Raw genomic sequence first — 22994 nt, 5'->3', positions numbered from 1 at the left:
AAAGGAACCACCATGGACACGACGCTCTCCGTGGACGCCGTCTGCGACACCGCCCAGACCCTGCTCGTCGAACGGTTCGGCGTATCCGCGGACGCCATCAGCCCCGACGCCACGTTCGAGGAGATGGAGGTCGACTCGCTCGCGCTGGCCGAGTTCGCCTTCGTCCTCCAGGACGAGTTCGGCATCCTGATCAGCCAGGAGGACGCCGACCGGCAGAGCACGCTCACCGACATCGCCCGGATCGTCCAGGCCCGCCTCGGCGACGCGACCGAACCCGTCGCGTGAACCGCCCCGAGATCGCCGTCACCGGCCTGGGGCTCGTCACCCCGGCCGGGGTCGGCACCGAGGAGACCTGGCGGCGGGTCTGCGCCGGAACCCCCACCGCGTCACCGGACCCTGACCTCGACGCCGCCCCGGTGGCGTTCTCCTGCCGCATCCCCGCCACGGACCTGGACACGGCGGTCGGGCGCAAGAAGGCATGGCGGATCGGACGGTTCGGAAAGCTCGCGCTGCTCGCGGCCCGGGAGGCCGTCCGGAACGCGCGGCTGGACACCGGCGGGTGGGACGGTGCCCGGGTCGCCGTCGTCCTCGGGGTGGGCTTCGGCGGCGCGCCGCACTGGGAGGACCAGCTGCGCCGATTCCAACAGCGCGGGCCGGCCCACGTCTCGCCGACACTGGTCCCGATGGTCATCGGCAACATGGCCGTCGGCGAGGTGGCCCAGGAGTTCGGCGCGCGCGGCCCGACCCTCGCCTGCGCCACCGCCTGCGCCTCCGGCGCCACGGCGCTGGCCGTCTCCCACGACCTGCTGGTCGCCGGGTCCTGTGACATCGTCCTGGCCGGTGGCACCGAAGCCGCCCTCAGCCCGCTGGTGGCGACCGGATTCCACCGGATGGGCACCCTGTCGGCACGCGGACACGACGTACCGGGCGCCTCCCGGCCGTTCGCCGCCGACCGGGACGGCTTCGTCCTGGCCGAGGGCGCCGCCGTCCTCGTCCTGGAGCGCGCCGCGGACGCGAAGGCGCGCGGCGCCCGGGCGCGCGCCGTGCTCGCCGGACACGGCGCCAGCAACGACGCCCACCACCCGACCGCGCCGCCCCAGGGCGCCGCCGGCGCCGAGCAGGCGCTGCGCACCGCGCTGCGCACCGCGGACCTGGGCGCCGACGACGTCGACCACGTCAACGCCCACGGCACCTCCACCCCGCTCAACGACGCCGCCGAAGCCGGCCTGATCTCCCGCGCCCTGCCGCACCGGCCCAGCGTCACCGCCCCCAAGGGCGTGCTCGGCCACAGCCTCGGCGCGGCCGGCGCGATCGAGGCGGCGCTCACCGTGCTGACCATCGAGCACGGACTGGTACCGCCGATCGCCAACCTCACCCCCGACCTCGCCGAGTTCGACATCGACTGCGTCACCGGGACCGCTCGCCGACAACGCATCGACGCGGCGCTCAGCAACTCCTTCGGCTTCGGAGGCCACAATGTCGTCCTCGCCCTGCGCCGAAGCTGACCCCCGGGCGAGCGCGGCCCGGGGCGCCCCGGCACCGCCGGACGGCGCCGGGGCCCGGCTCGGCGCACTCGTCGCCCGCCACCGCTGGGCGGTGCTGTGGACCACCGCCCTGCTGCTGGCCGTCGCCGCGGCCGTCGGGGCAGGGCTGCCCGCGCGGCTGTCCCACGGCGGCTTCACCAACCCCGGGGCCGAATCCGGCCGGGCGCTCGAAGCCGTCGAACACCACTACAACGCGGGCGGCACCAGCACGGTCGTGATCTTCCGCAGCGAGACCCTCACCGTGCACGACCTGGAGTTCGGCGAAGCCGTGCGCACCGCGCTCGGCGACGTCCCCAGGACCGTGATGGCAGGCGCCCAGCACTACTGGAACACCGGCAAGCGGGAACTCCTCTCCGCCGACGGGCACGCGGCCTGCGTGGTCGTCGGCCTGGCCGGCACCGGCGACCAGGCCAAGGACGCCTCCTACGAGCGGCTGCGCCGGCTGCTGCACGTCGACGGGTTCACCGTCGCCTACGCCGGGGAGGTGCCGCTCCAGGTCGACCTGGACCGCACCGTCGACGACGACCTCACCCGCGCCGAACTCTACGTCTTCCCCCTGCTGTTCCTCCTGCTGCTGCTGTTCTTCGGCAGCCTCACCGCGGCCCTGCTGCCGCTGGCCGTGGCCGGCACGAGCCTCGCGATGTCCTTCGCGGTGCTGCGCCTCCTCTCCCCGCTGGTGCCGGTCAGCTACATCACCCGCAACGTCGTCGTCATGATCGCCCTCGGGCTGTCGGTCGACTACGCCCTGTTCGTCGTCGTCCGCTTCCGGCGCGAGCTGCGCCACCGAGGCGACCCGCACCGGGCCGTCGCCGCCACCATGGCCACCGCCGGGCACACCGTGCTCTACTCCGCGACGGCCATCTCGCTCGCCGTCCTGGGCCTGACCCTGCTTCCGTTCCCCATCACCCGCTCCCTCGGCATCGGCGCCGCCGTCACCGTCGCGCTGGCCGGCGCCGCCAGCCTCACCATGCTGCCCGCCGTGCTGGCCGTGCTCGGCCCGCGTGTCGAGGCCGGGTGCGTCCGGCTGCCGGGCTTCGGGCGGGCCGGTCTCGGCCGCGCCTGGGCCGAGGGCGAGGAGACGGGATTCTGGTGCCGGCTGGGCCGGAGCGCCGTCACCCACCCCTGGGCCTGGCTCACCGCCGCCGTCGCGGTGATCGCCGTGCTGAGCGTCCCGGTCGTCGGGCTGCACCTCGCGGCGAGCGACCTGCGGACCCTGCCCGCCGGGGCGGCCAGCCGCAGAGCGCAGGAACTGCTGCACGAGGACTTCCCGGCGGCCGGGCTCGACCAACTCCAGGTCGTCGCCCACCTGCGGGACGACATCGGCGGCCAGCCGGGCAGGGACGCACTGGCCCGCTGGCAGCAGCGGCTCGCCGGGCTGCCGAACGCCCAGGACGTCCGACTTCGCGCCACCACCGCGCACAGCGCGCTGATGAGCGTCACCGTCCCCGCCGCCCCGGACGCCCCCGTCGCCGAGGAACTGGTGCGCGCGGTGCGGGCGCTCGACCCGCCTGACGGCGGTCGCGTCCTGGTCGGCGGACCGGCCGCCGTCAACGTCGACGTCCTGGACACCCTGAAGGCCAGGCTTCCGGCGCTGGTCGGGTACCTGCTGGTGGTCACGTTCGGCCTGCTCTTCCTGGCCTTCCGGTCGCTGCTGGTCCCGCTCAAGGCCGTCGTCACCACGACGATGTCCCTCGGCATCGCCTTCGCGGCCGTCACCTGGACCGTCCAGGACGGCCACGGCGCTCGGCTGCTGGGCCTTCAACCCGCCGGGTACGTCGGAGCGTTGGAGTCCGCCATCATGCTGATGTTCGTCTTCGCGCTCTCCGTCGACTACGAGCTCTTCCTGATCGCGCAGATCCGCGAGCTCCACCGGGGCGGCATGGACAACGCGAGCGCCGTGGTGACCGGCCTCGGGCGCACCGGCGGGCTGATCTCGGCCGCCGCCGCTCTGATCGTGCTGGTCGCCGCCGCCTTCGCGACCAGCCCCGTCCTGACCGTGAAGGAGATCGCCCTCGGTGTCGTGGTGGCCGTGGCCGTCGACGCCACCGTGGTGCGCATGCTGCTGGTGCCCGCCACCATGCGGCTGCTCGGCGAACTCAACTGGTGGACACCGCGCCTACGGCGGCGGACGGCACCGAGCGGGCCTCGTCCGGAGCCGTTGCGGGACCTGGGGGCGGTCGAGTGAGCGCGTGAGCGACGTGGCTGGCGGGCGGGGCGCCGCGCAGGATGAGGCCGTGGTCGGTGGTGGGCCGGCGGCTCCGCGGCTGACGGCGAGTCCGCCGGAGTGCTGTCCGGCGCTGGAGGCGTGGGCGGGGCGTGCGGTCGCGCGGGGCCCGTCGTGACGGTGTGGAGGGGGTAGTTCCTCTCCCGAGGCCGGGTGTTCGTTCCCACCTGCCGGCACCGCCGGACGCGGGGGTGCGGGCGGCGGGTCGGCGTCCGTCTCCCCCATCACGCGCTGTTCGGGGACAGTGACGCAACTGCCCGGTAATCCTGGGACGGTCGGCCAGGCCGGTGCTGCGGGCGACGGTGGCATCACTGGCGGCCAGGGTACGGAGGGCAGGCCCGGTTCGGGCGAGCGCGGTGGTTCGGGCGGCGCCGACGGAACCGGTTCCGTCGGCGCCGCCGCTCCGGTGGCCTCCGTCACCCCGCCCGCCGGTACCGGAGCCGGAGGAAGCGGTGGCAACGGCAGCGCCGGCGGCACGGGAGGCCAGGGAGGAAACGGCGGCGCCCCGAGCCCCAACCCCGGCTCGCAGCCGGGCGGCTCCGGCACCGGTGGCGATGTCGGCCGGCAGGGCGGCGCGGGTGGCCCCGGCTACGTCCTGATCACCTGGTAGCAACACCCTTGGCGTGGCCGGACCTTCACCGAGCGCCGGTCGGGGAAGGCCCGGCTACGGTGAGGAGCGGCGTCGGCAGGGCCCCGCCACCCAAGCCGCCAAGACGTCGAGAGCGGTGGGAGGAGCCCGAGCGGGGCGGGCCCCTCCCTGGTGGGTTGGTGGAGCGCGTCGCGAAGAGCCCCTCCGGCCCGGTGGGCGTGACCTCGGACGGGTCGGATCCGTGCGTGGCCGAAGGGGCGTCCGCCGCTTTCATGTCCGGGCTGGGATCGGGCCCGACCTGCCGGTGAGCGGGGCTCAGACCTGGATGAGACTGAAGTCGAAGAAGTTGTCCCCGGTGAGGGCTGTCACCCCGCCGGGGTCGGTGCACGAGCCGGTGAAACCGGTCGGCGCGAAGCTGCTGTCGTAGTTGTTGAGGGGTGCGACGGTGCTGGTCGCGTTGGTGATACCGGTCTCGTGGTTGGAGATGTCGCCGGAGTCCGAGGTGCCCTTTCCGCCGCCCTGGAAGGAGACTGTGGTGGTGCCGACGTTCCTGTTGGAGGCGTCGTACCAGGTGAAGGTCGCGTTGCCGTTGAAGGAATCAGTGGCGCCACAGGAGAGCGTTCCGGAGCCCACCGCGACGACGGTGCCGTGGTCGACGTTCGGATAGGCCCCGGACATGCTTTCGCAGTTGATGAGGTTGCCGGTGAGGGTGTAGCTGTTGGCGGCGGGGGTGTCGGTCACCCCCTTCGCGAATGTCAGCGCGGCGTCCTTCGCCTCGCAGGTGAGGTTGTCGACCAGTGACGTCGCGTGCGCGGTACCTGCGCCCGCCGCGCACAGTGCGGCCAGCAGACCGCTGGCCATGCTCGTGGCCATGAGGCTTCTCATCATCGGATGTTGCTCCTTCTGCTGAGTTCGGTTGTGCGATCCGGCCGCGTCCGGTCTCGGCGAGACTCGGAGGGCCAACTTGCGCTTCCGGCCGCCCGGTTGTCGGGATGATCGGGGTACGGTGACCGCCGGTCACGCCCTCCAGCGGTGTTCCGCGGGTGGAAGACCTGCGGTGGGAGGCCGGCTCTGGCGCGGTGGTTCCAGAGGCGGAGTGGTGCTGTTGCCCGGTTCAGGACTGCGGTGCAGTTCGGCCTTGACGGCCGCGGCGACACCGATCCCCTGACTCAGGGAAGTCGCGCGACTACAAAAAAGTCCGCATGCGTCCTATATGCCATGCCTCCGCTCCCGCCGCCACGCCGGCGGGGCCTTTGGGGTCGACCGGTCCTGCATTCCAGCGGTAAAGGCAGCACGACCGTCACCGTGTCACGGCTGGCGGGTGGGGAGCTCCGCCCGTTGGCCGACCCATTGGAACGACCCACCCGAACGAGGTAGTTCGCATCGAAAGCGCAGCGGTGCCATGGGAGTTGGCACACGATGCAGCCATGAGACTCCATGGTCCCCTCGGTTCCCGCCCCGGCGGGTTCCTAGTGTCATCGCCGATGTCGGCCTCGGGTGGTGGGCCCGCTTTCGGGCGCGCTCGCCGGCGGGCCCTGCTGTGCGTGTCCGCCGCACTGTGCTGCGTCCTGGGTGTGACCGCTGCCCCCGCTCAGGCCGAGGTCGGCAGGGCCGGGCCCCGGGCGGCGGTCGATCAGCCCCACGGCCAACAGGGGTACCTCCAGGCCGGAAAGTACTCGTTCACCGTGCCGGAGGGCGTCAGCACCATGACCCTGTACGCGCTCGGCTCCGGCGGTGGTGGAGCGGCCGGGGGCGGAGGCGGCGGTGGGGGCGGCGGTGGCGGTGGCGGGAACTGGACCTTCCTGGGCCAGGCCACGGGCGGCGGCGGGGGCGGCGGAGCGGGTGGCGGAGGGGGAGGAGGTGGCGGTGGCGGTGGCGCGGGGGTGTTCGTGACCTGCGCCGTGTCGGTCACTCCCGGAACGGTCCTCTCGGTCACGGTCGGCAAGGGCGGCCCGCCGAGGAGGAACAACTCCCAGGGCGGTACCGGCGGTGCCGGAGGCCGGGAGGGTGCCACCGCGCGGCCCGCCAAGCCCGGTGCCGCGGGCACCCCGGGCAGGGGCGCCAGTCTCGCGAGTCCGGACGGAAGCTACACCCACGTCCGCGCGAGCGACCGCTCCGTCGAGCTCCTCTTCGGCGGTGGCCACAGCGGGTTCCCCGGTGAGCCAGCCGGTGCGGGGCGGGGCGGCCGGGGCGGGGAGGCGTCCACCGGCTCGCTCGGCGGCGCGGGCGGAGGCGGTGGGACCGGAGCCGCGGGCGGTCCGGGCGGCCTGGGCGGAAGCGGCGCCGCGATCAAGGCGTCCCCGAAGACCTGTGGCAGGAACACGGTCTCGGTCAGCGTGGCCCGAGGCGGTTCCGGGGGCTCCGGCCAGGCTGGCACGGCCAGCTCCGACGCCGCCCCTGGCGGGCACGGCGCCAACGCTCTTCCCCCCGGCGGTCTCCCGGGTGGCGGGGGCAACGGCTCCCGCGGCGGCGAAGGCGGCACCGCCGGCGGCGCGGGCGGTATCCCGACGGTCACCCTGCCGGCCGGCGCCACCCTGCCGCCCGGCGCAGGGAAGGGGGGCGCCGGCAGCGACGGCACCGACGGCGGCGCCGGCGGCTCGGGCGGCCACGGCGGCGAGAACCCGCCCGGTGAGGACGACGTCCCCGGCGCCGGCGGGGCCGGAGCCCGGAACCCGTCCGACGCGGCCGGCGGCGGCGACGGCTACATCCTCATCGCCTGGTAGTACCCGCTGCCCCGTGCGGCGGTGTTCCGATCGGGGTTGCCTACCTCGCACCGGCGCCGGTGCGAGGACATGGACCTGTGCTCACCCCGGCGCCGTGAACGGTCCTTCCAGGTAACGCCGGGCGCAGGGGTTGGCTCGTGCGGTGCGCCCGGTCGAGTGCCTGGGCCGGTTGGCTCAAGGCTTCGAGCTGACCCGCGGATGGGGCGGAAGGGCCGGAGAGGCCGCCTCCACCTTCTGGTGGAAGCAGCCTCTCCGGTCTGTGGAATGATGGTCGGGAAGGTGTAAGCCCGCTAATTCCTCGCTGTCTTGACGGTTCGTCAGGTCGTCAGACGACCGGAAGGCGCGGGGTGCGCGGCGGCTCCGTGCGGCGGTGTCCGGTCGACTCGAAGGCGGCGGCGAGTCGGAGCAGGCTGTTGTCGTCGTAGGCGCGGCCCGCGAAGGTCAGTCCGACGGGCATGCCGGTGTCCGCCATGGTGCCCATGGGCACGGTGACCGTCGGGATGCCGAGGTGGCGGGGGGCGAGGTTGCCGTTGGCGACCCAGACGCCGTTGCGCCAGCCGAGGTCGGCGGAGGCCTCGTTCACGTCCATGTCCGCGGGGCCGACGTCGGCGACGGTGGGGAAGACCACGGCGTGCAGGCCGAGTTCGTCCATCCACGTCTCCAGGTCGATCCGGCGGGTCTCCTCCAGGCCGCGCAGGCCTTCCTCGAGGTGCGGCATGTCGGTGATCGACGCGTAGGGGTGGTCGCGCACCAGCCGCGGGTAGTCGGCGATCCCGTCGTCGAAGCCGGCGTAGCGGTCCGGCAGTTCGCCGGGGTGCTTGGGCCAGATGAGCGCGCCGTCGACGTCGGCGAGGGTCGCCAGCGCGGGGTCCCCGTTGGCGCGCAGGAAGTCGTCCCAGGCCCAGGCGGAGAGGTCGAGGATCTCGTGGGTGAGGAAGTCGCGGCTGACCAGGCCTCGGGTGAGGAGCGACGGCGCGCCGGGGCGGTCCGACTCGTAGTTGGTCACCACGGGGAAGTCGACCTCGACGACCTCGGCGCCGGCGGCCTCCAGGTCGCGGCGGGCGGCCTGCCACAGGGCGATCACCGAGGCGCGGGTGTCGATCGGCTGCCCGGTCTGGCCGCCGATGCCGCCGTCGGGGTTGGTGCCGGCGTCGGGGTCGGCGTTGATGTACATCCGGGGGACGCCGACGCGCCGGCCGGCGAGCGTCGCGCGCGCCGCCGCCGCGTCGGCGGGGGCCAGCGCCGGGTAGGAGGCCGGACGGACCTGGGACGGCGCGGGCAGCAGGATCCAGGGCTGGGCGCGCCACAGGTCGCCGCGGGTGTCCGGGTCGTCGGCGACGATGACGTCGAGCAGTTCGAGCAGGTCGGCCATGGTGCGGGTGTGGGGGACGACGACGTCCATGGTCGGGACGAGCGGCCAGTTGCCGCGCACCGAGATCACGCCGCGGCTGGGCGTGTAGGCGCACAGCGCGTTGTTGGAGGCGGGGGCCCGGCCCGAGGACCAGGTCTCCTCGCCGAGGCCGAAGGCGCCGAACGAGGCGGCCGTGGCGGTGCCGGAGCCGTTGGAGGAGCCGGAGCCGTAGGCGCTGGTCAGCCAGTCGGCGCTGTACGGGCTCTCCGCGCGGCCGTACACGCCGCGCTGCATGCCGCCGTTGGCCATCGGCGGCATGTTGGTCAGGCCGATGAGCACGGCCCCGCCGGCGCGCAGGCGCTCGATGGCGAAGGCGTCGCGCTGGGCCACGAGGTGCTCGAAGGCCGGTGAGCCGGCGGCGGCGGTGAGGCCCTCGGCGAGGTAGCTGTCCTTGGCGGTGTAGGGGATGCCGTCGAGGGGGCCGAGGGTCTCGCCGCGGGCGCGGCGGGCGTCGGAGGCCTCGGCCTCGGCGCGGGCGCGGGGGTTCGTCACGACCATCGCGTTGAGCGCGGTGGCGGTGCCGGGCCGGTCGTAGGCGTCGATCCGGGCGAGATAGGCGTCGAGCAGGCCGACCGCGGTGGTCTCGCCCTTCTCCAACGCCGCGCGCAGGTCGGCGATACCGGTCTCGACGACGTCGAATGCGCGTGTCATGCGGGTGCCTCCAGGGTTTTCGGTTGAACGGTCCGAGGTGTCGGGCCTCGAAGGTGCGGCGCTGGGCCGCTGGTGGGACGTGACCCCGCCCGGGGGTGGGATGCAGCTTCGCACGCGTCGGCCGAGCGGTGCCGCCCGGGCCGACGCCGGCTACAGGACGGCGGGGGCGAGTTCGGCGGTGTGCGGGTGCTCCTGGTCGGTGTCGGTCATGCGGCGGTCGGGGCGGCGGGCCAGCAGGTAGGCGAGGCCGGCGAGGGTGACGGTGCCGACGCCGAGCGGTGCCGCCCAGATCTGGTACCAGGGCGCTCCGGCCGGGGCGAGGATGGCGCGCGGCCAGCAGATGTTGACCAGCTCGAAGCCGGTCCACAGCACCGCGAGGACGTTGAGCGGGGTGCCGAGGCGTCCGTAGCCGACCGCTCCGGCGGGCTTCCAGGTGCCGCGCAGGCGGGCGACGAGGGCGACGAGGGCGAGGATGAAGAACGGCACGAAGATGGCCGCGCTGCCGAAGGTGATCAGGCTGCCGATGGCCGAGGTGTTGAGGCCGAGCACCAGCGCGGCGCAGCTGACCGCCGTGGCGGCGACGAGGCCGCCGATCGGTGCCTTGTGCCGGTTGACCTTGCGGACGTGGCGGGAGAAGGGGAAGACGTCGTCGCGGGCGAGGGAGTAGAGGCCGCGGGCGGCGCCGCCCTGGGAGGCCATCAGGCAGGCCGTGAAGCTGATCAGGACGACGAGGACGAAGGGCTTCTCGGCCCAGCCGCCGAAGGCGTGGGTGACGGCGGTGGTGACCGGGTCGAGGTCCTTGACCGCGACGACGTCGGCGGGGTCGGGGTGGGCGAGTTCGACGGAGACCGCGTTGAGGATGACGACGAGTCCGACGCTGAGCAGCGACCACCACATCGCCCTGGGGACCTGTCGGGCGGCGTCCTTGGTCTCCTCGGCGGTCGACACGCAGGCGTCGAAGCCCATGAAGGCCCAGCCGGCGACGGCCACGGCGGCGAGCAGGGCACCGGTGTCGCTGATGCCCAGCCCCTTCGGCGCGTTCAGGAAGTCGGTGAGCAGGGAGAGGCCGTGCTGCCGGAAGACCAGCAGCAGGGTGAGGCCGACCAGGACGGAGGCGACGGCTTCGGCGGCGATGCCCAGGCCGACGAACCAGCGCAGGAAGTTGATGCCGTAGGCGTTGACCAGGGTGCAGCAGAGGATGAAGCCGGCCGAGACGAGGACCTGTTCGGCGGGCGTCGGGACGGTGCCGAAGAGCGCGAAGAGCCAGGGCGAGGCGAGGTAGGCGACGGTGGTGTTGCCGAACATCACGGCGAACTGCCACATCCAGCCGCTCAGCCAGGCGACGGCCGGTCTGGCCAGGCGTCTGCTCCACTGGTAGGCGCCGCCGGCCAGCGGCCACTGCGAGGCGAGCTCGGAGTAGACGGCGACGACCAGGCACTGCCCGAGCAGGCACAGCGGCAGCGCCCAGACCCAGGCCCCGCCCGCGACGCTCATGCCGACCTGCACGGCGGCGTACAGCCCCACGACCGGGGAGACGACGGCGAAGCCCATGGAGATGTTTCCGAGCACGGTCAGGCTGCGCCGCAGCTCCTGCTGGTAGCCGAGCGTGGCCAGCCGGTCGGCATCGGTCGGGGTGGTCTCGGCCACGGGCTGCGCCTTTCAGATAAAACTAACTTTGTTAGCAACCGCTGTTGATCTGGCACGATAGCCTCCGGACATGGAGAGCGGAAGAGGGGATTTTCGGTGGGCCGACCGAGCAGGGCAGTGCTGACCCGCGAGCGGATCGCGCTCGCCGCGCTCCAGGTGGTGGACGAGGACGGCCCCGACGGCCTGACCATGCGGGCGCTGGCGGAGCGGCTCGGAGTCAAGGCGGCCTCGCTCTACAACCACATCCAGAGCAAGGACGAGCTGGTCGACGCGGTCTCCGGGCTGGTCAACGACGAGATCGACCACACACCGCTGGGTGATCCCGACTGGCGGGCCGGCCTCGCGGCGTACGCGCGCGGCTACCGCGCGGTCTTCCTGAGGCACCCGAACGCCATCGCCCTGCTTGCCCGCCGCCGCGTCGAAGCAGCCAGCGCGCTGCGCGGCTACAACGGGCTGCTCGCCCTCCTCGGCCGGGCCGGCCTCGGCCCCGCGGACGCGGCGGAGGTCGCCGCGGCGGTGGACTACCTGGTACTCGGCTCCGCGGTGGAGACCTTCGCGGCCGGCTTCACCCGGGCACCGGCCGAGTACCGGCCGGAGTACCCGGCGCTCGCGGACGCCCTGGACGGCTCCTTCGCCCGCGGCGGCGGTGCCACGGGCCTCGACGACCGCGGGTTCGAGCTGGGGCTCGGCCTGCTGCTCGACGGCGTGGAGCGTCGGACGCCGTAGGGCTGGGGCGGTTCGTCGTTCCCCGGGGAGGGGAGTGAAGCTCCTGGTCCCCGACGCCAGCGTGAGAGCACCGGCCCCGAGCACTCCGCAACCGGACGGGCGGGACGCCGGCGGAGCCGTCGGACTGGCCTGCCCCTGCGGCAGGTGCTGTCTCGTGTCAGCCCCTGAGGTGCCGCTGCCGCTGTGAACTGTCCGTCACCATCGGGAGGTTGCGCAGTGTCAGCGCGGCCGGCGGAGGCAGCGGTCCGTTGGCCGCGTCGGCGCGGAACGACTGGAGCAGGTAGGCCACCAGGCGCCGGGACGCCGCACCGTCGTCCGGCAGGGCGGTCACCAGGGCGCAGTGTGCCAGCAGGACCACGGTGAGGTCGGAGGGGTGGAAATCGGCCCGCAGCGAGCCCGAGGCCTGGGCCCTGCGCACCAGGGTCGTGAGGTCCCGCTCGGCCCGTCGCCGGGACTGCGCGTGCTCCGGCGTGCTGTCCGGGAAGGCCGTGACGAACGCGGCCGGGAAGCCGCGTTCCTCCCGTTGCAGGGCGCAGACCGTCTCGACCAGCTGCTGGAAGCCCTGCCACGGGTCGGGGGCGGCCAGCGCCTCGGTGAGCGCCCGCGAGCAGGTCTCCATCTGCCGCGCGAACGCGCCCCGCACCAGGGCGTCCCGGGTCGGGAAGTGCCGGTACAGCGTCGCCACGCCGACCCCGGCCCGACGGGCCACGGTCGCCATCGGGGCGTCGATCCCGTGCTCCGCGAAGACCGCACGGGCGGCGACGAGGACGCGCTCCCGGTTGCGCCGGGCGTCCGCCCGCACCCCGTCCCGGGCTGTGATCCGAGAGGATTCCGCCATCACTGTCTCTCGCTTCCGGTCGAAACGGACGATCGCGTCCACTTGAGAGCCTACGGTCGCTGCCAGATCCCTACGGCCCCCGGCGGCAGAGGCGGAACGATGAACGACCACATGATGAAGGCAGTGCTCTACGACCGCTACGGCGGCCCCGACGTGCTCTACACGGGCCGCGTGCCGCGCCCCGAGCCGGCCCGCGGCGAGGTCCTCGTGAAGGTGCGCGCGTTCAGCGTCAACGGCGGCGAACTGGCCGTCCGCTCCGGCCGTCTCCGCCTCCTGAGCGGCCGGACGTTCCCCAAGCGCGTCGGCCTGGACTTCACCGGCGAGGTCGCCGCACCGGGAGCCGGAGTCACCCGGTTGGCGGCCGGCGACCGCGTCTGGGGGGTCCTGGGCCGCACCTCCGGGTTCGGCAGCGCCGCCGAGTACGTCACCGTGCCCGCCGAGCGGGTCGGCCGGCTCCCCGACGGCCTCGACCCGGTGGACGCCGCCGCGCTGCCCGTGGCCACCGCCGTCATCACCGCCCTGCGGGACAAGGCCGGGCTGCGCCCCGGCGAACGACTCCTCGTCCGGGGCGCGGCGGGCGGTGTCGGCAACGCCGCCGTCCAGCTCGGACGGGCGTACGGCGCCGAGGTCACGGCTCTCGCCCGCGCGGCGAGCCTCGACTTCGTCCGCGGGCTCGGCGCGCACCGGGCCGTCGACCACCGGACCGTGCGGCCGGCCGAGTTGGGCCGCTTCGACGTGGTCCTGGACGCCGTGGGGACCGACCTGCGGGCCTTCCGGCACCTGCTGACCCCCGGCGGGCGCATGGTCGCCCTCGCCTTCGACCCGAAACGGCCCGCCGCGACGTTCGGCTACGTCGCGGCCAGCACGGTCCACGGACACCGCCGGGTCCGCTTCTTCAGCGGCGACCCCAAGCGGGCGGACTTCGACGACCTCGCCCGCCACGTGGCCGAGGGCAAGCTGCGCCCCGCGGTGGACACGGTCTTCCCCCTGGAGGAGACGGCAGCGGCACACCGGGCGCTGGAGGCGGGCGGCGTCCGGGGCAAGTACGTGGTCAGGGTCGCGTAGGAGCCGGTGGAGGCGCTGAGCGCAGTCACCCGTACGGGTTCGTGCGGCCCCGTCCGAGCAACGGTTTCATCCGGCTGACCAGGGGTTGTAGGACCAGTACGTCCACGTTCGGCGCAATCGCGGGTTGGGGCCGGTTGGCGGTGTCAGGCTGCGCCTCGTTCTTGATCGCGGCAGTGTCGGAGGCCCGGGGTTGTCGTCGCGCGTGGCGGTCCGCCGAGGGTCGTCATCGCCCCGTTCGCCGCCGTCGCCGGCCGCCCACGGCCGGTTGTTCTCCCTCAAGTCGAAAGGCCCAGCATGACGCAGAGCACCGCCCAAGCTCCCGCTTCCACGGGCCCCCGGGGTCCCGACAGCCTGCCCGGACAGCGCGGCGCCGATCCGGCGCCGGCCGGCGAGGCGGCTGCCGCCGTATGACGGGCCAAGGAGATGCCGAGGACCAGGACCCCACCGTCACCGACCCTGATCTCTACCGCATCGTCTTCGAGAACGCGCGCGTCCGGGTGCTCGAGTACCGCGACACCCCGGGGGTCAAGACCGGGCTCCACTACCACCCCGACAGCGTCATGGTCGTCCTGAGCACCTTCCGACGCCGCATGACCGAGGGCGACACCGTGGTCGAGGTCGAACGGAAACGGGCACCTGAGGCGAACTGGCTACCGGCCCGGACCCACGTCGGCGAGAACATCGGGACGACGGACACCCACATCATCTTCGTCGAACTCAAATGACCGGCTGACAGGGTCCCGAAGCCGACCGGGCGGAGGGGAGGTGTTTCGCCCGGGTGGTACCGGCAGGGCTCGGCCGCCCGGGCCCTGGACGTCTCGCACGACCGGGGGGGGGTGACCTCGCGCGACCGTCCGGCTAGTGAAGGCGTCGCAGGCCCTCGCGCAGGGCGCGGGTGATCGGTTCGACGGCCTGTGGGGAGTCGAGGAAGTGGTGGGGGACGGGGAGGACGTGGTGGGTGAGGGGGTGACGGGTCATCGGCTGCCAGCGTGGTACGGAGGCGGCCGGGACGATGGCGTCGTCGCGGGCCGTCCACACGGTGACGGGGTACTCCAGGGGCCTGGGGCGCGGGTCGTACGCGTAGGTGTCGATCAGGGTGAGGTCGGCGCGGACGGCCCGTAGCGCTTCGCGCCGGTCCGCCTCGCGCTCCTCGGCGGGCAGCGGGATGGCCAGGGTGGCGGTGAGCGCGGTCAGGGCGTGGTCGGTCAGGGACCGGCCGGCCGCGTCGAAGGCGGCGTACTCCGGCGGCGAGAAGGCGGCGCACACGTGCAGGGCGAGGGCGGGCCGGCCGCGCTGCTGGAGGCACCACGCGACCTCGTAGCCGATGACGGCTCCCATGCTGTGCCCGAGGATCACCAGGGGTTCCGTCGTGTAGCGGGCCACGGCGTCGGCCAGTTCGGCGGCGAGGTCGGCGAGGCCGGGGGCCGGGGCGGCGCCCGGGTCGGCCTTCCTACCGGGGTAGCGGGCGGTCAACGCCCGTACCGTCGAGGTGAGATGACGCGGCCACAGGGAGAAGTCGGTGACGCCGCCGCCCACCCCGGGAAGCAGCAGGACGGCGACCTCCGCCTCGGTCCATCCCCCTCCGGCCGACAGCTCCCACAGCGGGCCGTCGCCGAGCATCCTGCCCCTCACGCCACCCTCCCTCCCCGTGTGCACCCGTTCCGGTGAGGCAGCCTTCCCCGGACGGGGCACACCGATAGCCGGAACCACCCGATCGTGGTAACCGCGGGACTTCGACGTGTCCCCGCGCCCGGGCTGGGCAGGCTCGGGCGGAAAGGCCTGGTCAGGGCGGGAAGGAGGCGGTTGTGCGGGGTACGGAGAACGTCTGCGGGGGCGGTGGCGTCCAGGTGCGGGACGTGGCGGTCATCGGCGTCTCCTGCCGCCTCCCGGGCGGCCTGAACGACCTCGGTTCGCTGTGGTCGGCCCTGATCGAGGGCCGGGACGTGGTCACCCGGATGCCTGCCGAGCGCTTCGACGCGCGGGAGTTCACGGATCCCGATCCGCGTCGCCCGGGCCGGAGTTACACGGCGGCGGCCGGGGTGCTCGACGACATCGCGGGCTTCGACGCGGAGTACTTCTCGATCTCCCCGCGCGAGGCGGCCCGGATGGATCCCCAGCAGCGGCTGCTGCTGGAGCTGGCCGTCGAGGGCCTGGACGACGCCGGCCTCGACCCGGCGGCGCTGGCCGGCTCCGGCGCCGGGGTCTTCGTCGGGGTGTCCAACCACGCCTACGGCAACCTCCAGCTCAGCCGGCTGGAGACGGTCGACCGGCACACCATGACCGGCCTGGCGAGCGGCAACACCGCGGGCAGGCTCTCGCACGCCCTCGACCTGCGCGGTCCCAGCCTGGCCGTGGACACCGCCTGTTCGTCCAGCCTGACCGCCCTCCACCAGGCCTGCGGGTTCCTCGCGTCCGGCGGGGAGCTGGCCCTCTCGGCCGGGGTCAACGTCCTCATCGGTCCACACGAGTTCGTCGGATTCTCCAAGGCCGCGATGCTCTCGCCCACCGGCCGCTGCCGGGCCTTCTCCGCGGCCGCCGACGGGTTCGTCCGGGCCGAGGGCGGGGTGGTGCTCGTCCTCAAACCGCTCGATCGGGCGATCGCCGAGGGCGACCGCGTCCACGCCGTGATCGCGGCCACCGGCGTCAACAGCGACGGCCGCACCGCGGGCCTGGCCCAGCCCAGCGTCCAGGCACAGGCCGCCCTGCTGCGCCAGGTGTACGGCGGGCCCGGCCCGGACGCCCGCGAGCTGGTGTACCTGGAGGCGCACGGTACCGGCACCCCGGTGGGCGACCCGTTGGAGCTGGAAGCCGTCGCGGCTGCGCTGGCCGGCAGGTGCGCGCCGGGCAGGCCGCTGCCGATCGGGTCGGTCAAGACCAACCTGGGGCACCTGGAGTCCGCTTCGGGGCTGGCGGGGCTGCTCAAGGCGGTGCTCGTCCTGCGGCACCGCGTCATCCCGCCGTCCCTGCACGGCCTGCCCGTCACGTCGGCCGTCGACTTCGCCCGGCTGGGCCTGCTGCCCGTGCCCGCCGCCCTGCCGCTGCCCCCGGGCCCGGGCGGACTGGTCGGCGTGAACTCCTTCGGGTTCGGCGGCTCCAACGCCCACGCCGTCCTCGCCCCCGCGCCCGAGGCGGCCCCTCGCGGCGCTCCGCCCGCCGGATCCCACCCCGTCCTGGTCAGCGCGCGCGGCCTCGCCGCCCTCGCCGCGGCCGCCACCGAACTCGCCGACCACCTCGACGCCACGGCCGCGGACGGCCACGCGTTCCACGACGTCGCCCACACCACGCTCAACCGGCGCGGCAGGCAAGCCTTCCGCGCCGCCGTGATCGCCTCCGACGCCCGGACCGCCGCCGCCCGGCTGCGCGCCGTGGCCGACGCCCCGCCGGTGCCGGTCCTGGCAAGCGGTGCGATCGGCTTCGTCTACAGCGGCAACGGCGCCCAGTGGGCCGGCATGGGACGCCGGTTGCTGACCTCCCCGGCAGCAGGAGGCGCGAGCGGCAGCCCCTCCGGGACGGCGGCCTTCCGACACGCCGTCGGCGAGGTCGACGCGGTGCTGTCCCCGCTCCTCGGCTGGTCCGTCCGCGAGGAACTGACGCACGGCACCGACGCCGCCCGGCTGGCACGGACGGAGGTGGCACAGCCGCTGCTGTTCACCGTGCAGGTGGGGCTCACGGCCGCGCTGGCGGCGTACGGGGTGCGCCCGGCCGCCGTGGCCGGGCACAGCGTCGGTGAGGTCGCCGCCGCCCACGCGTGCGGTGCCCTCGACCTGGCCGCCGCCGCGCAGGTGATCGCCCACCGCAGCCGCGTGCAGGCCCGCACGGCCGGCAGCGGGCGCATGGCGGCCGTGGGCCTGCCCCCCGACCAGGCCCGGGAGGAGCTGGCGGCCTTCGGCGACGCGCTGGAGCTGGCCGCCGTCAACAGCCCGCAGGACGTGACGGTCGCCGGAGACGAGGCCGCCCTCGTCCGGCTGGCCCGTCGGCTGGCCGAGCGCGGCGTCCACTTCCAACGGCTCGATCTCGACCACGCCTTCCACACCGCCCGGATGGACCCGGTCGAAGCGGACCTGCGCGCCGCCCTGGACGGCCTGCGCCCGGGCCCAGCGACGGTGGCGTTCGCCTCCACGGTGACCGGTGCCCTCCGGCGGGGCGAGGACCTGACGGCGCGGTACTGGTGGGAGAACGTCCGCCGGCCCGTGCAACTGCCGCCCGCGGTCAGGGCGCTGGCGGCGGGCGGCTGCGACGCCTTCGTCGAGATCGGCCCGCATCCCGTCCTCGGCCACTACCTGCGCCGCACCCTCGGCGCCGACGGCACGGCCCCCGTCCTGGTCCTGCCCTCCCTCTCACGGGACCGGGACGGCGCCGAGGACATCGAGCGGACGGTCGCCACGCTGCTGGCCGCCGGCGCCCGCACGGACACCGGCGTCTTCTTCCCCGTGCCGGGCCGGGTGCGCAGCCTGCCCGCCCGCCCCTGGCAGCGCGAGCGCCACTGGCACGGCGCTCCGGACTGGTTCGGACGGGGCTGCGGCGACGGAAGGCACCAGCACCCCCTGCTCGGCGAACGCACCGCCCACGCCGAGCCGTTGTGGCAGCTGCGGATCGACCCCACCCGGCACCGGTGGCTCGCCGACCACGTCGTCACCGGAGCCGTCGTCGTCCCGGCCGCGGCCTTCGCCGAAGCCGCCCTGGGCGCCGGCAGGGTCCACCACCAGGGCCCGGTGCAACTGGAGGACCTCGCCGTCGAACGCGCGCTCACCCTGCCGTTCGACAACCCCGCCATGGACATCCGCCTGCAGACCTCCCTGGACACGGCGGACGGCACGGTGCGCATCGCGAGCCGCGACGGCACCGGTCCCTGGCGCACCCACGCCCGCGCGGTGGTCCGCCGCCTCCTGCGGGAACGGCCCCCGGCGGAAGACCTCCGCGCGCTGCGGGACCGCCTGCCCACGAGGCTCCGCGCGGACGACGCCCGGGCCCGGGCCGCCGACGCGGGCATCGTCTACGGCCCCGCCTTCCGCGCCCTCACCGCCCTGTACGTCGGGGACGGCGAGGTCCTGGCCCGCTACGAGCTGCCGGAAGCCCCGGAACCCGCCGAGGCTCCGGACAGCGGCGGGGCCTCGGGCAGGGGTGGGGCTCCGGACAGGGGTGGGGCTTCGGGCGGCGGCGGGGCGTACGTCCTGCGCCCCGTGCTGCTCGACAGTGCCCTCCAGGCCGGCGCGCCCTTGCTCGCCCAAGGGGGTGAGGCGCCCGACGCCCTGTTCCTCCCCTCGGCCGTCGCGGCCCTGCGGGTGTGGGAGGAGGCACCCGCCAAGGGCTGGGTGCGGGTACTCCGCCGCGACGCCGGGCCCCGCGAAGTGTGCTGGGACGTACGGCTGCTGGACGACCAGGGCCGGGTCACCGCCGAAGCGGACGGCTGCCGGCTGCGCAGCTTCGACGCCGCCCGTACCGCGCCGGCACACCTCGCCACCGTCCTGCGCGCCTCGCCCGGCCACAGCGGACCCCTCCCGTCCCCGGCCGGCATGCCCGCCCTCCGCGACCTGGTCCGTGCGGCCCGGCACTCGCTGGACGGCCCCGCCTGGGACGCCCGCCGGTACGCCGGGGCCGCCCTGCTGGCCGACCGGCTCAGTGGGCACTTCACCCTCCGCGCCGCCCGCACCGTGGCCCCCGGCGCCACCTCGTACACCCCTGGGAGCCTGATCGCCGCCGGGGTGCTCCCGGTCTATCGCCGGCTGCTGCACGCCTCACTCCGCCAGGCCGAACGCGTGGGCGTGCTGCGGCGCGACGCGGACGGAGCGTGGACGGCGGCGGTGCGCCCCGATCCGCACGGCGCCCTCGCCGAGCTGGTGCGCGCACACCCGCAGTGCGCCACGGAAGCGGTGCTGCACTCCCACTGCGGCACCGTGCTGCCCGACGTGCTGCTCGGCCGGCGGGACGCCGTGTCCGTGCTGTTCGACGAGAACACCCGTCACTGGGTGGAGAGTTACTACTCCGGCACCACCGTCACCCGACACTGCAACGCCCTGGCCGCCGCTCTCGTCCGCCGGCTCGTCCGGCACTGGCCCGCCGACCGCCCGCTGCGCGTCCTGGAAGTGGGCGCGGGCACCGGAGGCCTGACGGCCGCGCTCCTCGACGCGCTGCCACCGGAGCGCACCCACTACACCTTCACGGACCTGTCCGACGCCTTCCTCCCGCGCGCCCGCGTCCGCTTCGCCGGCCACGACACCCTCGCCTACCGGCCGCTCGACCTGGACCGCGACCCCGAATCCCAGGGATTCCAGCCGGGTTCGTACGACCTCGTGGTAGCCGGCAACGTCCTGCACGCCACCGCCCGGCTGCGCGAAACCACGGGGCGGGTGGCCCGCCTGCTCGACGAGGGCGGGCACCTGGTGGCCGTCGAAACCCACGCCCTCGACCGCCTCCTGCCCTGCTTCGGCCCCCTGAAGAGCTTCTGGAACGCCGACGAACCCGACCTGCGCCCCGATTCGCCGCTGCTGACCGCCGCCCAGTGGCAGGACCTGTTCACCGCCCACGGCTTCGCGGACACGGCCCGGCTCGGCGTCGATGCGGTGCGGGCCGGTACGCCAGAGGCCGACTACTCCGTGCTCGTCGCCCGGCGCGGCGCCGTACCGGGCGGGAAGCCACTCGCGCCGCCCACCGTCACCGCCGTGCCCCCGACGGTCGCGACCTCGACGGCCGGAGCCGGTGCCATGGAGCAACCCGGTGCCATGGAGCAACCCGCTTGCCGGGGTCCCGCGACGTCGTGGGTCATCGCGGCCGAGCACCCCGAGGACCCGCTCACCGAACCCCTCGTCGCCGCACTGCGCGCGGCCGAGACCGGCCCCGTCACCGTCGTCCGGGCCACCGCCGACTCCGCCGACTGGCTCGACGGCCTCCGCGCCGACCCCGTGCGGCCCGTCCTGGTGCTCCTGCTCTCGGGCAGCGACACCTCGACCGGTGACACCTCGGACAGCGAGGAGGACGCCGGTCGGCAGGCACTGGCGGCCGCCGTGACCCGCACCGCCATCCTGCGCGCCGTGGCCGAGGCCTGCGCCGTGCTCCCGCCCGCCGCCGACCCCGTGCTGTTACTGGTCAGCCCCCCGTCCGGTGCGCTGCCGACGCCCGGTGCCCGGCTGTTCCCGGCGGACTGCGTGCCGTGGGCGGTGTCGCGCACCCTCGCCAACGAGAAGCCCAGGCCGGCGGTCCGGCGGCTGGTCCTCGAGCCAGGGCCGTCGCCCCGGCTCGACGCGCGGCGGCTGGCCGACGAGTTGCTGAGGCCCGGAGCGGAGGACGAGATCGTCCTGCGGCCCGCCGGCCGGTTCGTCCCGCGCCTGCGGGAACTGCCCGCGCCGACCGGCCCGGCGGGTCGGCGCCCCTACCGTCTGCGCCTGCGCCGGCCGGGGCTCGGCCACGCCCTCGACTGGGTCCCCGCCCCCGAGCCACCGCCACCGGGCCCCGGTGAGGTGGTGATCGAGGTCCGGGCGGCCGGGCTCAACTTCCGTGACGTGCTGCTGGCCACCGGTTCCCTGCCGTCGGGTGCCGAGCCCGCCGTCCCGGGCGAGTACCGGCTCGGTCTGGAGGCCTCGGGCGTCGTCGCGGCGGCCGGGGAGGGAACCACCCTCCGGGTGGGGGAGCGGGTCTTCGCCTGCGCGCCCGGGGCGCTGGCCTCGCACCTCCTCGTACCCGAGGCGGCCACCGGGCGGATGCCCGACGGCATGATGTTTGCTGAGGCCGCGACGCTGCCCGTCGCCTTCTTCACCGTCCAGCACTCCCTGGAGCACCTGGCCCGCCTCACCGCGGGCGAAACGCTGCTGGTGCACGGCGCCGCCGGCGGTGTGGGCCTCGCGGCCCTGCAGTACGCGCGGCAGGTCGGGGCGCGGGTCATCGCCACCGCGGGCAGCCCCGCCAAGCGCACGCTGCTGGAACTGCTGGGCGCCGAACACGTCCTGGACTCCCGCACGCTCGCCTTCGCCGACCAGGTGATGGAGCTGACCGAGGGGAAGGGCGTCGACGTCGTCCTCAACTCCCTCGCGGGCGAGGCGCTCTCCCGCAACCTCGACCTGCTGCGGCCCGGTGGCCGCTGCGTCGAACTCGGCAAGCGCGACATCCACACCGGCGGCCGACTGGCGCTGCGGGCCTTCCGCAACAACCTCTCGTTCCACGCCGTCGACGCCCTCCAGATGTTCGCCCGGCAGCCGGAACTCTCCGCCCGCCACTTCGACGACCTCGCCCGGCGCGTCCACCAGGGGGTCTACCGCCCGCTGCCGCACCACCTCCACCCCGCCGAGGACGTCGCGGACGCGTTCACCCTGCTGCGGCGCTCCCACCACGTCGGCAAGGTGGTCATCGCCCTCGACCCCGCACCGCGCCTCACCGCACCTCCCCGGCGCCTGGCCTGCGACCCCGGCGCCAGCTACCTGATCACCGGCGGACTCACCGGTCTCGGCGCCGAGGTCGCCCGGTTCCTCGCCGACCGCGGAGCCCGCCACCTGGCCCTGGTCTCCCGCCGCGGCGCCGCCACACCGGGCGCCGACGAGCTGCTCGCCGCGCTGGCCCGCCAGGGCGCCACCGCCACGGCGTACGCCGCCGACGTCGCTGATCCCGACGCCCTCGGCGACGTCGTCCGCCGCATCGCGGCCACCGGGCATCCGCTGCGCGGCATCGTCCACTCCGCCGTGGACGTGCGCGACGCGCTGCTCACCGAACTCGACGACGCGACGGTCGAATCGGTCCTCGCGGCGAAACTCCGCGGCGCCCTGCTCCTGGACCGGCTCAGCCGCGGCCTCCCGCTGGACTTCTTCGTGGTCCACTCCTCCGTCTCCGCCACCGTCGGTCACCGTGCGCAGGCCGCCTACGCCGCAGGCAACCTCGCCATGGAGGGCGTCGTCCGCGCCCGCCGAGCCGCCGGCCTGCCAGGTCTGTCCATCGGCTGGGGCCTGATCGGCGAGGTCGGCCTGGCGGCGGACGAGGAAGTCAGCCGGGTCCTGGAACGCATGGGCCTCGCGCCCATGCGCACCGACCGGATCCTCGCCGCGATGGAGGACCTCATGACGCGCCCGCACGGCGGCCACGGGGAAGGCGGGGACGGCGGGGGTGACGGGGAAGGCGGGGAACCCGTCGTTCTGGTCGGCCACTTCGACTTCGCCCGCCTCGCCACGCTGCTGCCCACGGTACGAGCACCCCGCTTCACCGCCGTCCTGCCCGCCGAGGAACCGGACGCCGTCCGGAACGCCGCCAGGCGCCCCCTCGGGTCCGACCGCGCAACCGCTCCCGACTCGGCCGACCTCACCGACCTGCTCGCGACCCTCGTTGCCCGCATCACCCACCGCGCACCCGACCGCATCGACCGAACCCAGGGGCTCGACACGCTCGGCCTGGACTCCCTCATGGCCACCGAACTGGTCGTCGCCCTCCAGGGCGAACTGGGCGTCGACATCCCCACCATCGAGGTCGTCAACGCCGGCAGCATCGACAACCTCGCCGACCGCGTCCTGACCCTCTTGGACCCGGCCGCCGTCCGCCCGTGACCGCGGCGCTGCGCGACCGGTTGCTGCGCCTTGCCGGCGCGGGGGTTCGGACGGCCGA

At 74.6% G+C, this 22994-nt stretch carries 13 protein-coding genes; 8 read left to right on the top strand and 5 right to left on the bottom strand.

Translation table 11 applies throughout. The features are described 5' to 3' along the window. Positions 1 to 12: 12 nt before the first annotated feature. The 3 genes from ACLWS4_RS26690 to ACLWS4_RS26680 are packed head-to-tail and all read left to right on the top strand — an operon-like array spanning position 13 to position 3729. Positions 13 to 285: an acyl carrier protein gene (locus tag ACLWS4_RS26690; protein WP_074003372.1), complete on the top strand. Its 273-nt coding sequence runs from the start codon at positions 13 to 15 to the stop codon at positions 283 to 285. Beyond that, a complete protein-coding gene (locus tag ACLWS4_RS26685) occupies positions 282 to 1505 on the top strand; it encodes a beta-ketoacyl-[acyl-carrier-protein] synthase family protein (RefSeq protein ID WP_416875407.1) in 1224 nt (407 codons plus the stop codon). The genes ACLWS4_RS26690 and ACLWS4_RS26685 overlap by 4 nt, the downstream gene beginning before the upstream one ends. After that, positions 1477 to 3729, top strand: a complete 2253-nt coding sequence (locus ACLWS4_RS26680) for an MMPL family transporter (RefSeq protein WP_416875406.1) — start codon at positions 1477 to 1479, stop codon at positions 3727 to 3729. The genes ACLWS4_RS26685 and ACLWS4_RS26680 overlap by 29 nt, the downstream gene beginning before the upstream one ends. A gap of 943 nt (positions 3730 to 4672) precedes the next feature. On the opposite strand, the gene ACLWS4_RS26675 is transcribed toward ACLWS4_RS26680, so the two are convergent. Further along, positions 4673 to 5245 carry a hypothetical protein gene (locus ACLWS4_RS26675; RefSeq protein WP_416875405.1) on the bottom strand — a complete coding sequence of 191 codons (573 nt, stop codon included), beginning with the start codon at positions 5243 to 5245 and terminating at the stop codon, positions 4673 to 4675. 686 nt (positions 5246 to 5931) lie between these two features. Between ACLWS4_RS26675 and ACLWS4_RS26670 the strand changes: the two genes are divergently transcribed. Then, entirely contained in the window at positions 5932 to 7080 is a 1149-nt protein-coding gene (locus ACLWS4_RS26670; RefSeq protein ID WP_416875404.1) for a hypothetical protein, read from the top strand. A gap of 325 nt (positions 7081 to 7405) precedes the next feature. On the opposite strand, the gene ACLWS4_RS26665 is transcribed toward ACLWS4_RS26670, so the two are convergent. Both ACLWS4_RS26665 and ACLWS4_RS26660 read right to left on the bottom strand, forming a co-directional pair. Further along, positions 7406 to 9142 (bottom strand): amidase, encoded by a 1737-nt coding sequence (locus ACLWS4_RS26665; protein WP_416875403.1) that lies wholly within the window; start codon positions 9140 to 9142, stop codon positions 7406 to 7408. Between the two features lie 150 nt (positions 9143 to 9292). Then, entirely contained in the window at positions 9293 to 10789 is a 1497-nt protein-coding gene (locus tag ACLWS4_RS26660) for an APC family permease (RefSeq protein ID WP_416875402.1), read from the bottom strand. Between the two features lie 96 nt (positions 10790 to 10885). On the opposite strand from ACLWS4_RS26660, the gene ACLWS4_RS26655 reads away from it, so the two are divergent. Continuing rightward, on the top strand, positions 10886 to 11515 hold the full coding sequence (locus ACLWS4_RS26655; protein WP_388050965.1) for a TetR/AcrR family transcriptional regulator: 630 nt from the start codon (positions 10886 to 10888) through the stop codon (positions 11513 to 11515). 157 nt (positions 11516 to 11672) lie between these two features. Here ACLWS4_RS26655 and ACLWS4_RS26650 read toward each other — a convergent pair whose 3' ends face one another. Continuing rightward, entirely contained in the window at positions 11673 to 12353 is a 681-nt protein-coding gene (locus ACLWS4_RS26650) for a TetR/AcrR family transcriptional regulator (protein WP_416875401.1), read from the bottom strand. A gap of 99 nt (positions 12354 to 12452) precedes the next feature. On the opposite strand from ACLWS4_RS26650, the gene ACLWS4_RS26645 reads away from it, so the two are divergent. Both ACLWS4_RS26645 and ACLWS4_RS26640 read left to right on the top strand, forming a co-directional pair. Then, a complete protein-coding gene (locus ACLWS4_RS26645; protein WP_416875400.1) occupies positions 12453 to 13418 on the top strand; it encodes an NAD(P)-dependent alcohol dehydrogenase in 966 nt (321 codons plus the stop codon). A gap of 407 nt (positions 13419 to 13825) precedes the next feature. Next, a complete protein-coding gene (locus ACLWS4_RS26640) occupies positions 13826 to 14143 on the top strand; it encodes a cytoplasmic protein (RefSeq protein ID WP_074003360.1) in 318 nt (105 codons plus the stop codon). A gap of 133 nt (positions 14144 to 14276) precedes the next feature. Here the strand turns inward: ACLWS4_RS26640 and ACLWS4_RS26635 are convergent, their stop codons facing one another. Continuing rightward, entirely contained in the window at positions 14277 to 15050 is a 774-nt protein-coding gene (locus ACLWS4_RS26635) for a thioesterase II family protein (RefSeq protein ID WP_416875399.1), read from the bottom strand. Positions 15051 to 15223: 173 nt separating this feature from the next. Here ACLWS4_RS26635 and ACLWS4_RS26630 point away from each other — a divergent pair, with 173 nt between their 5' ends. Next, positions 15224 to 22936, top strand: a complete 7713-nt coding sequence (locus ACLWS4_RS26630) for an SDR family NAD(P)-dependent oxidoreductase (RefSeq protein ID WP_416875398.1) — start codon at positions 15224 to 15226, stop codon at positions 22934 to 22936. Positions 22937 to 22994: the final 58 nt, after the last annotated feature.

The sequence above is a fragment of the Kitasatospora sp. SC0581 genome (genome assembly GCF_048159585.1).
GTDB lineage: Bacteria > Actinomycetota > Actinomycetes > Streptomycetales > Streptomycetaceae > Kitasatospora.
This window is presented reverse-complemented; position numbering and strand designations above follow the sequence as displayed.

Coding starts and splice junctions, on each gene's coding strand:
- ACLWS4_RS26675 (WP_416875405.1), bottom strand. CDS start 5,245: ATGATGAGAAGCCTCATGGCCACGAGCATGGCCAGCGGTCTGCTGGCC.
- ACLWS4_RS26690 (WP_074003372.1), top strand. CDS start 13: ATGGACACGACGCTCTCCGTGGACGCCGTCTGCGACACCGCCCAGACC.
- ACLWS4_RS26650 (WP_416875401.1), bottom strand. CDS start 12,353: ATGGCGGAATCCTCTCGGATCACAGCCCGGGACGGGGTGCGGGCGGAC.
- ACLWS4_RS26665 (WP_416875403.1), bottom strand. CDS start 9,142: ATGACACGCGCATTCGACGTCGTCGAGACCGGTATCGCCGACCTGCGC.
- ACLWS4_RS26640 (WP_074003360.1), top strand. CDS start 13,826: ATGACGGGCCAAGGAGATGCCGAGGACCAGGACCCCACCGTCACCGAC.
- ACLWS4_RS26680 (WP_416875406.1), top strand. CDS start 1,477: ATGTCGTCCTCGCCCTGCGCCGAAGCTGACCCCCGGGCGAGCGCGGCC.
- ACLWS4_RS26645 (WP_416875400.1), top strand. CDS start 12,453: ATGAACGACCACATGATGAAGGCAGTGCTCTACGACCGCTACGGCGGC.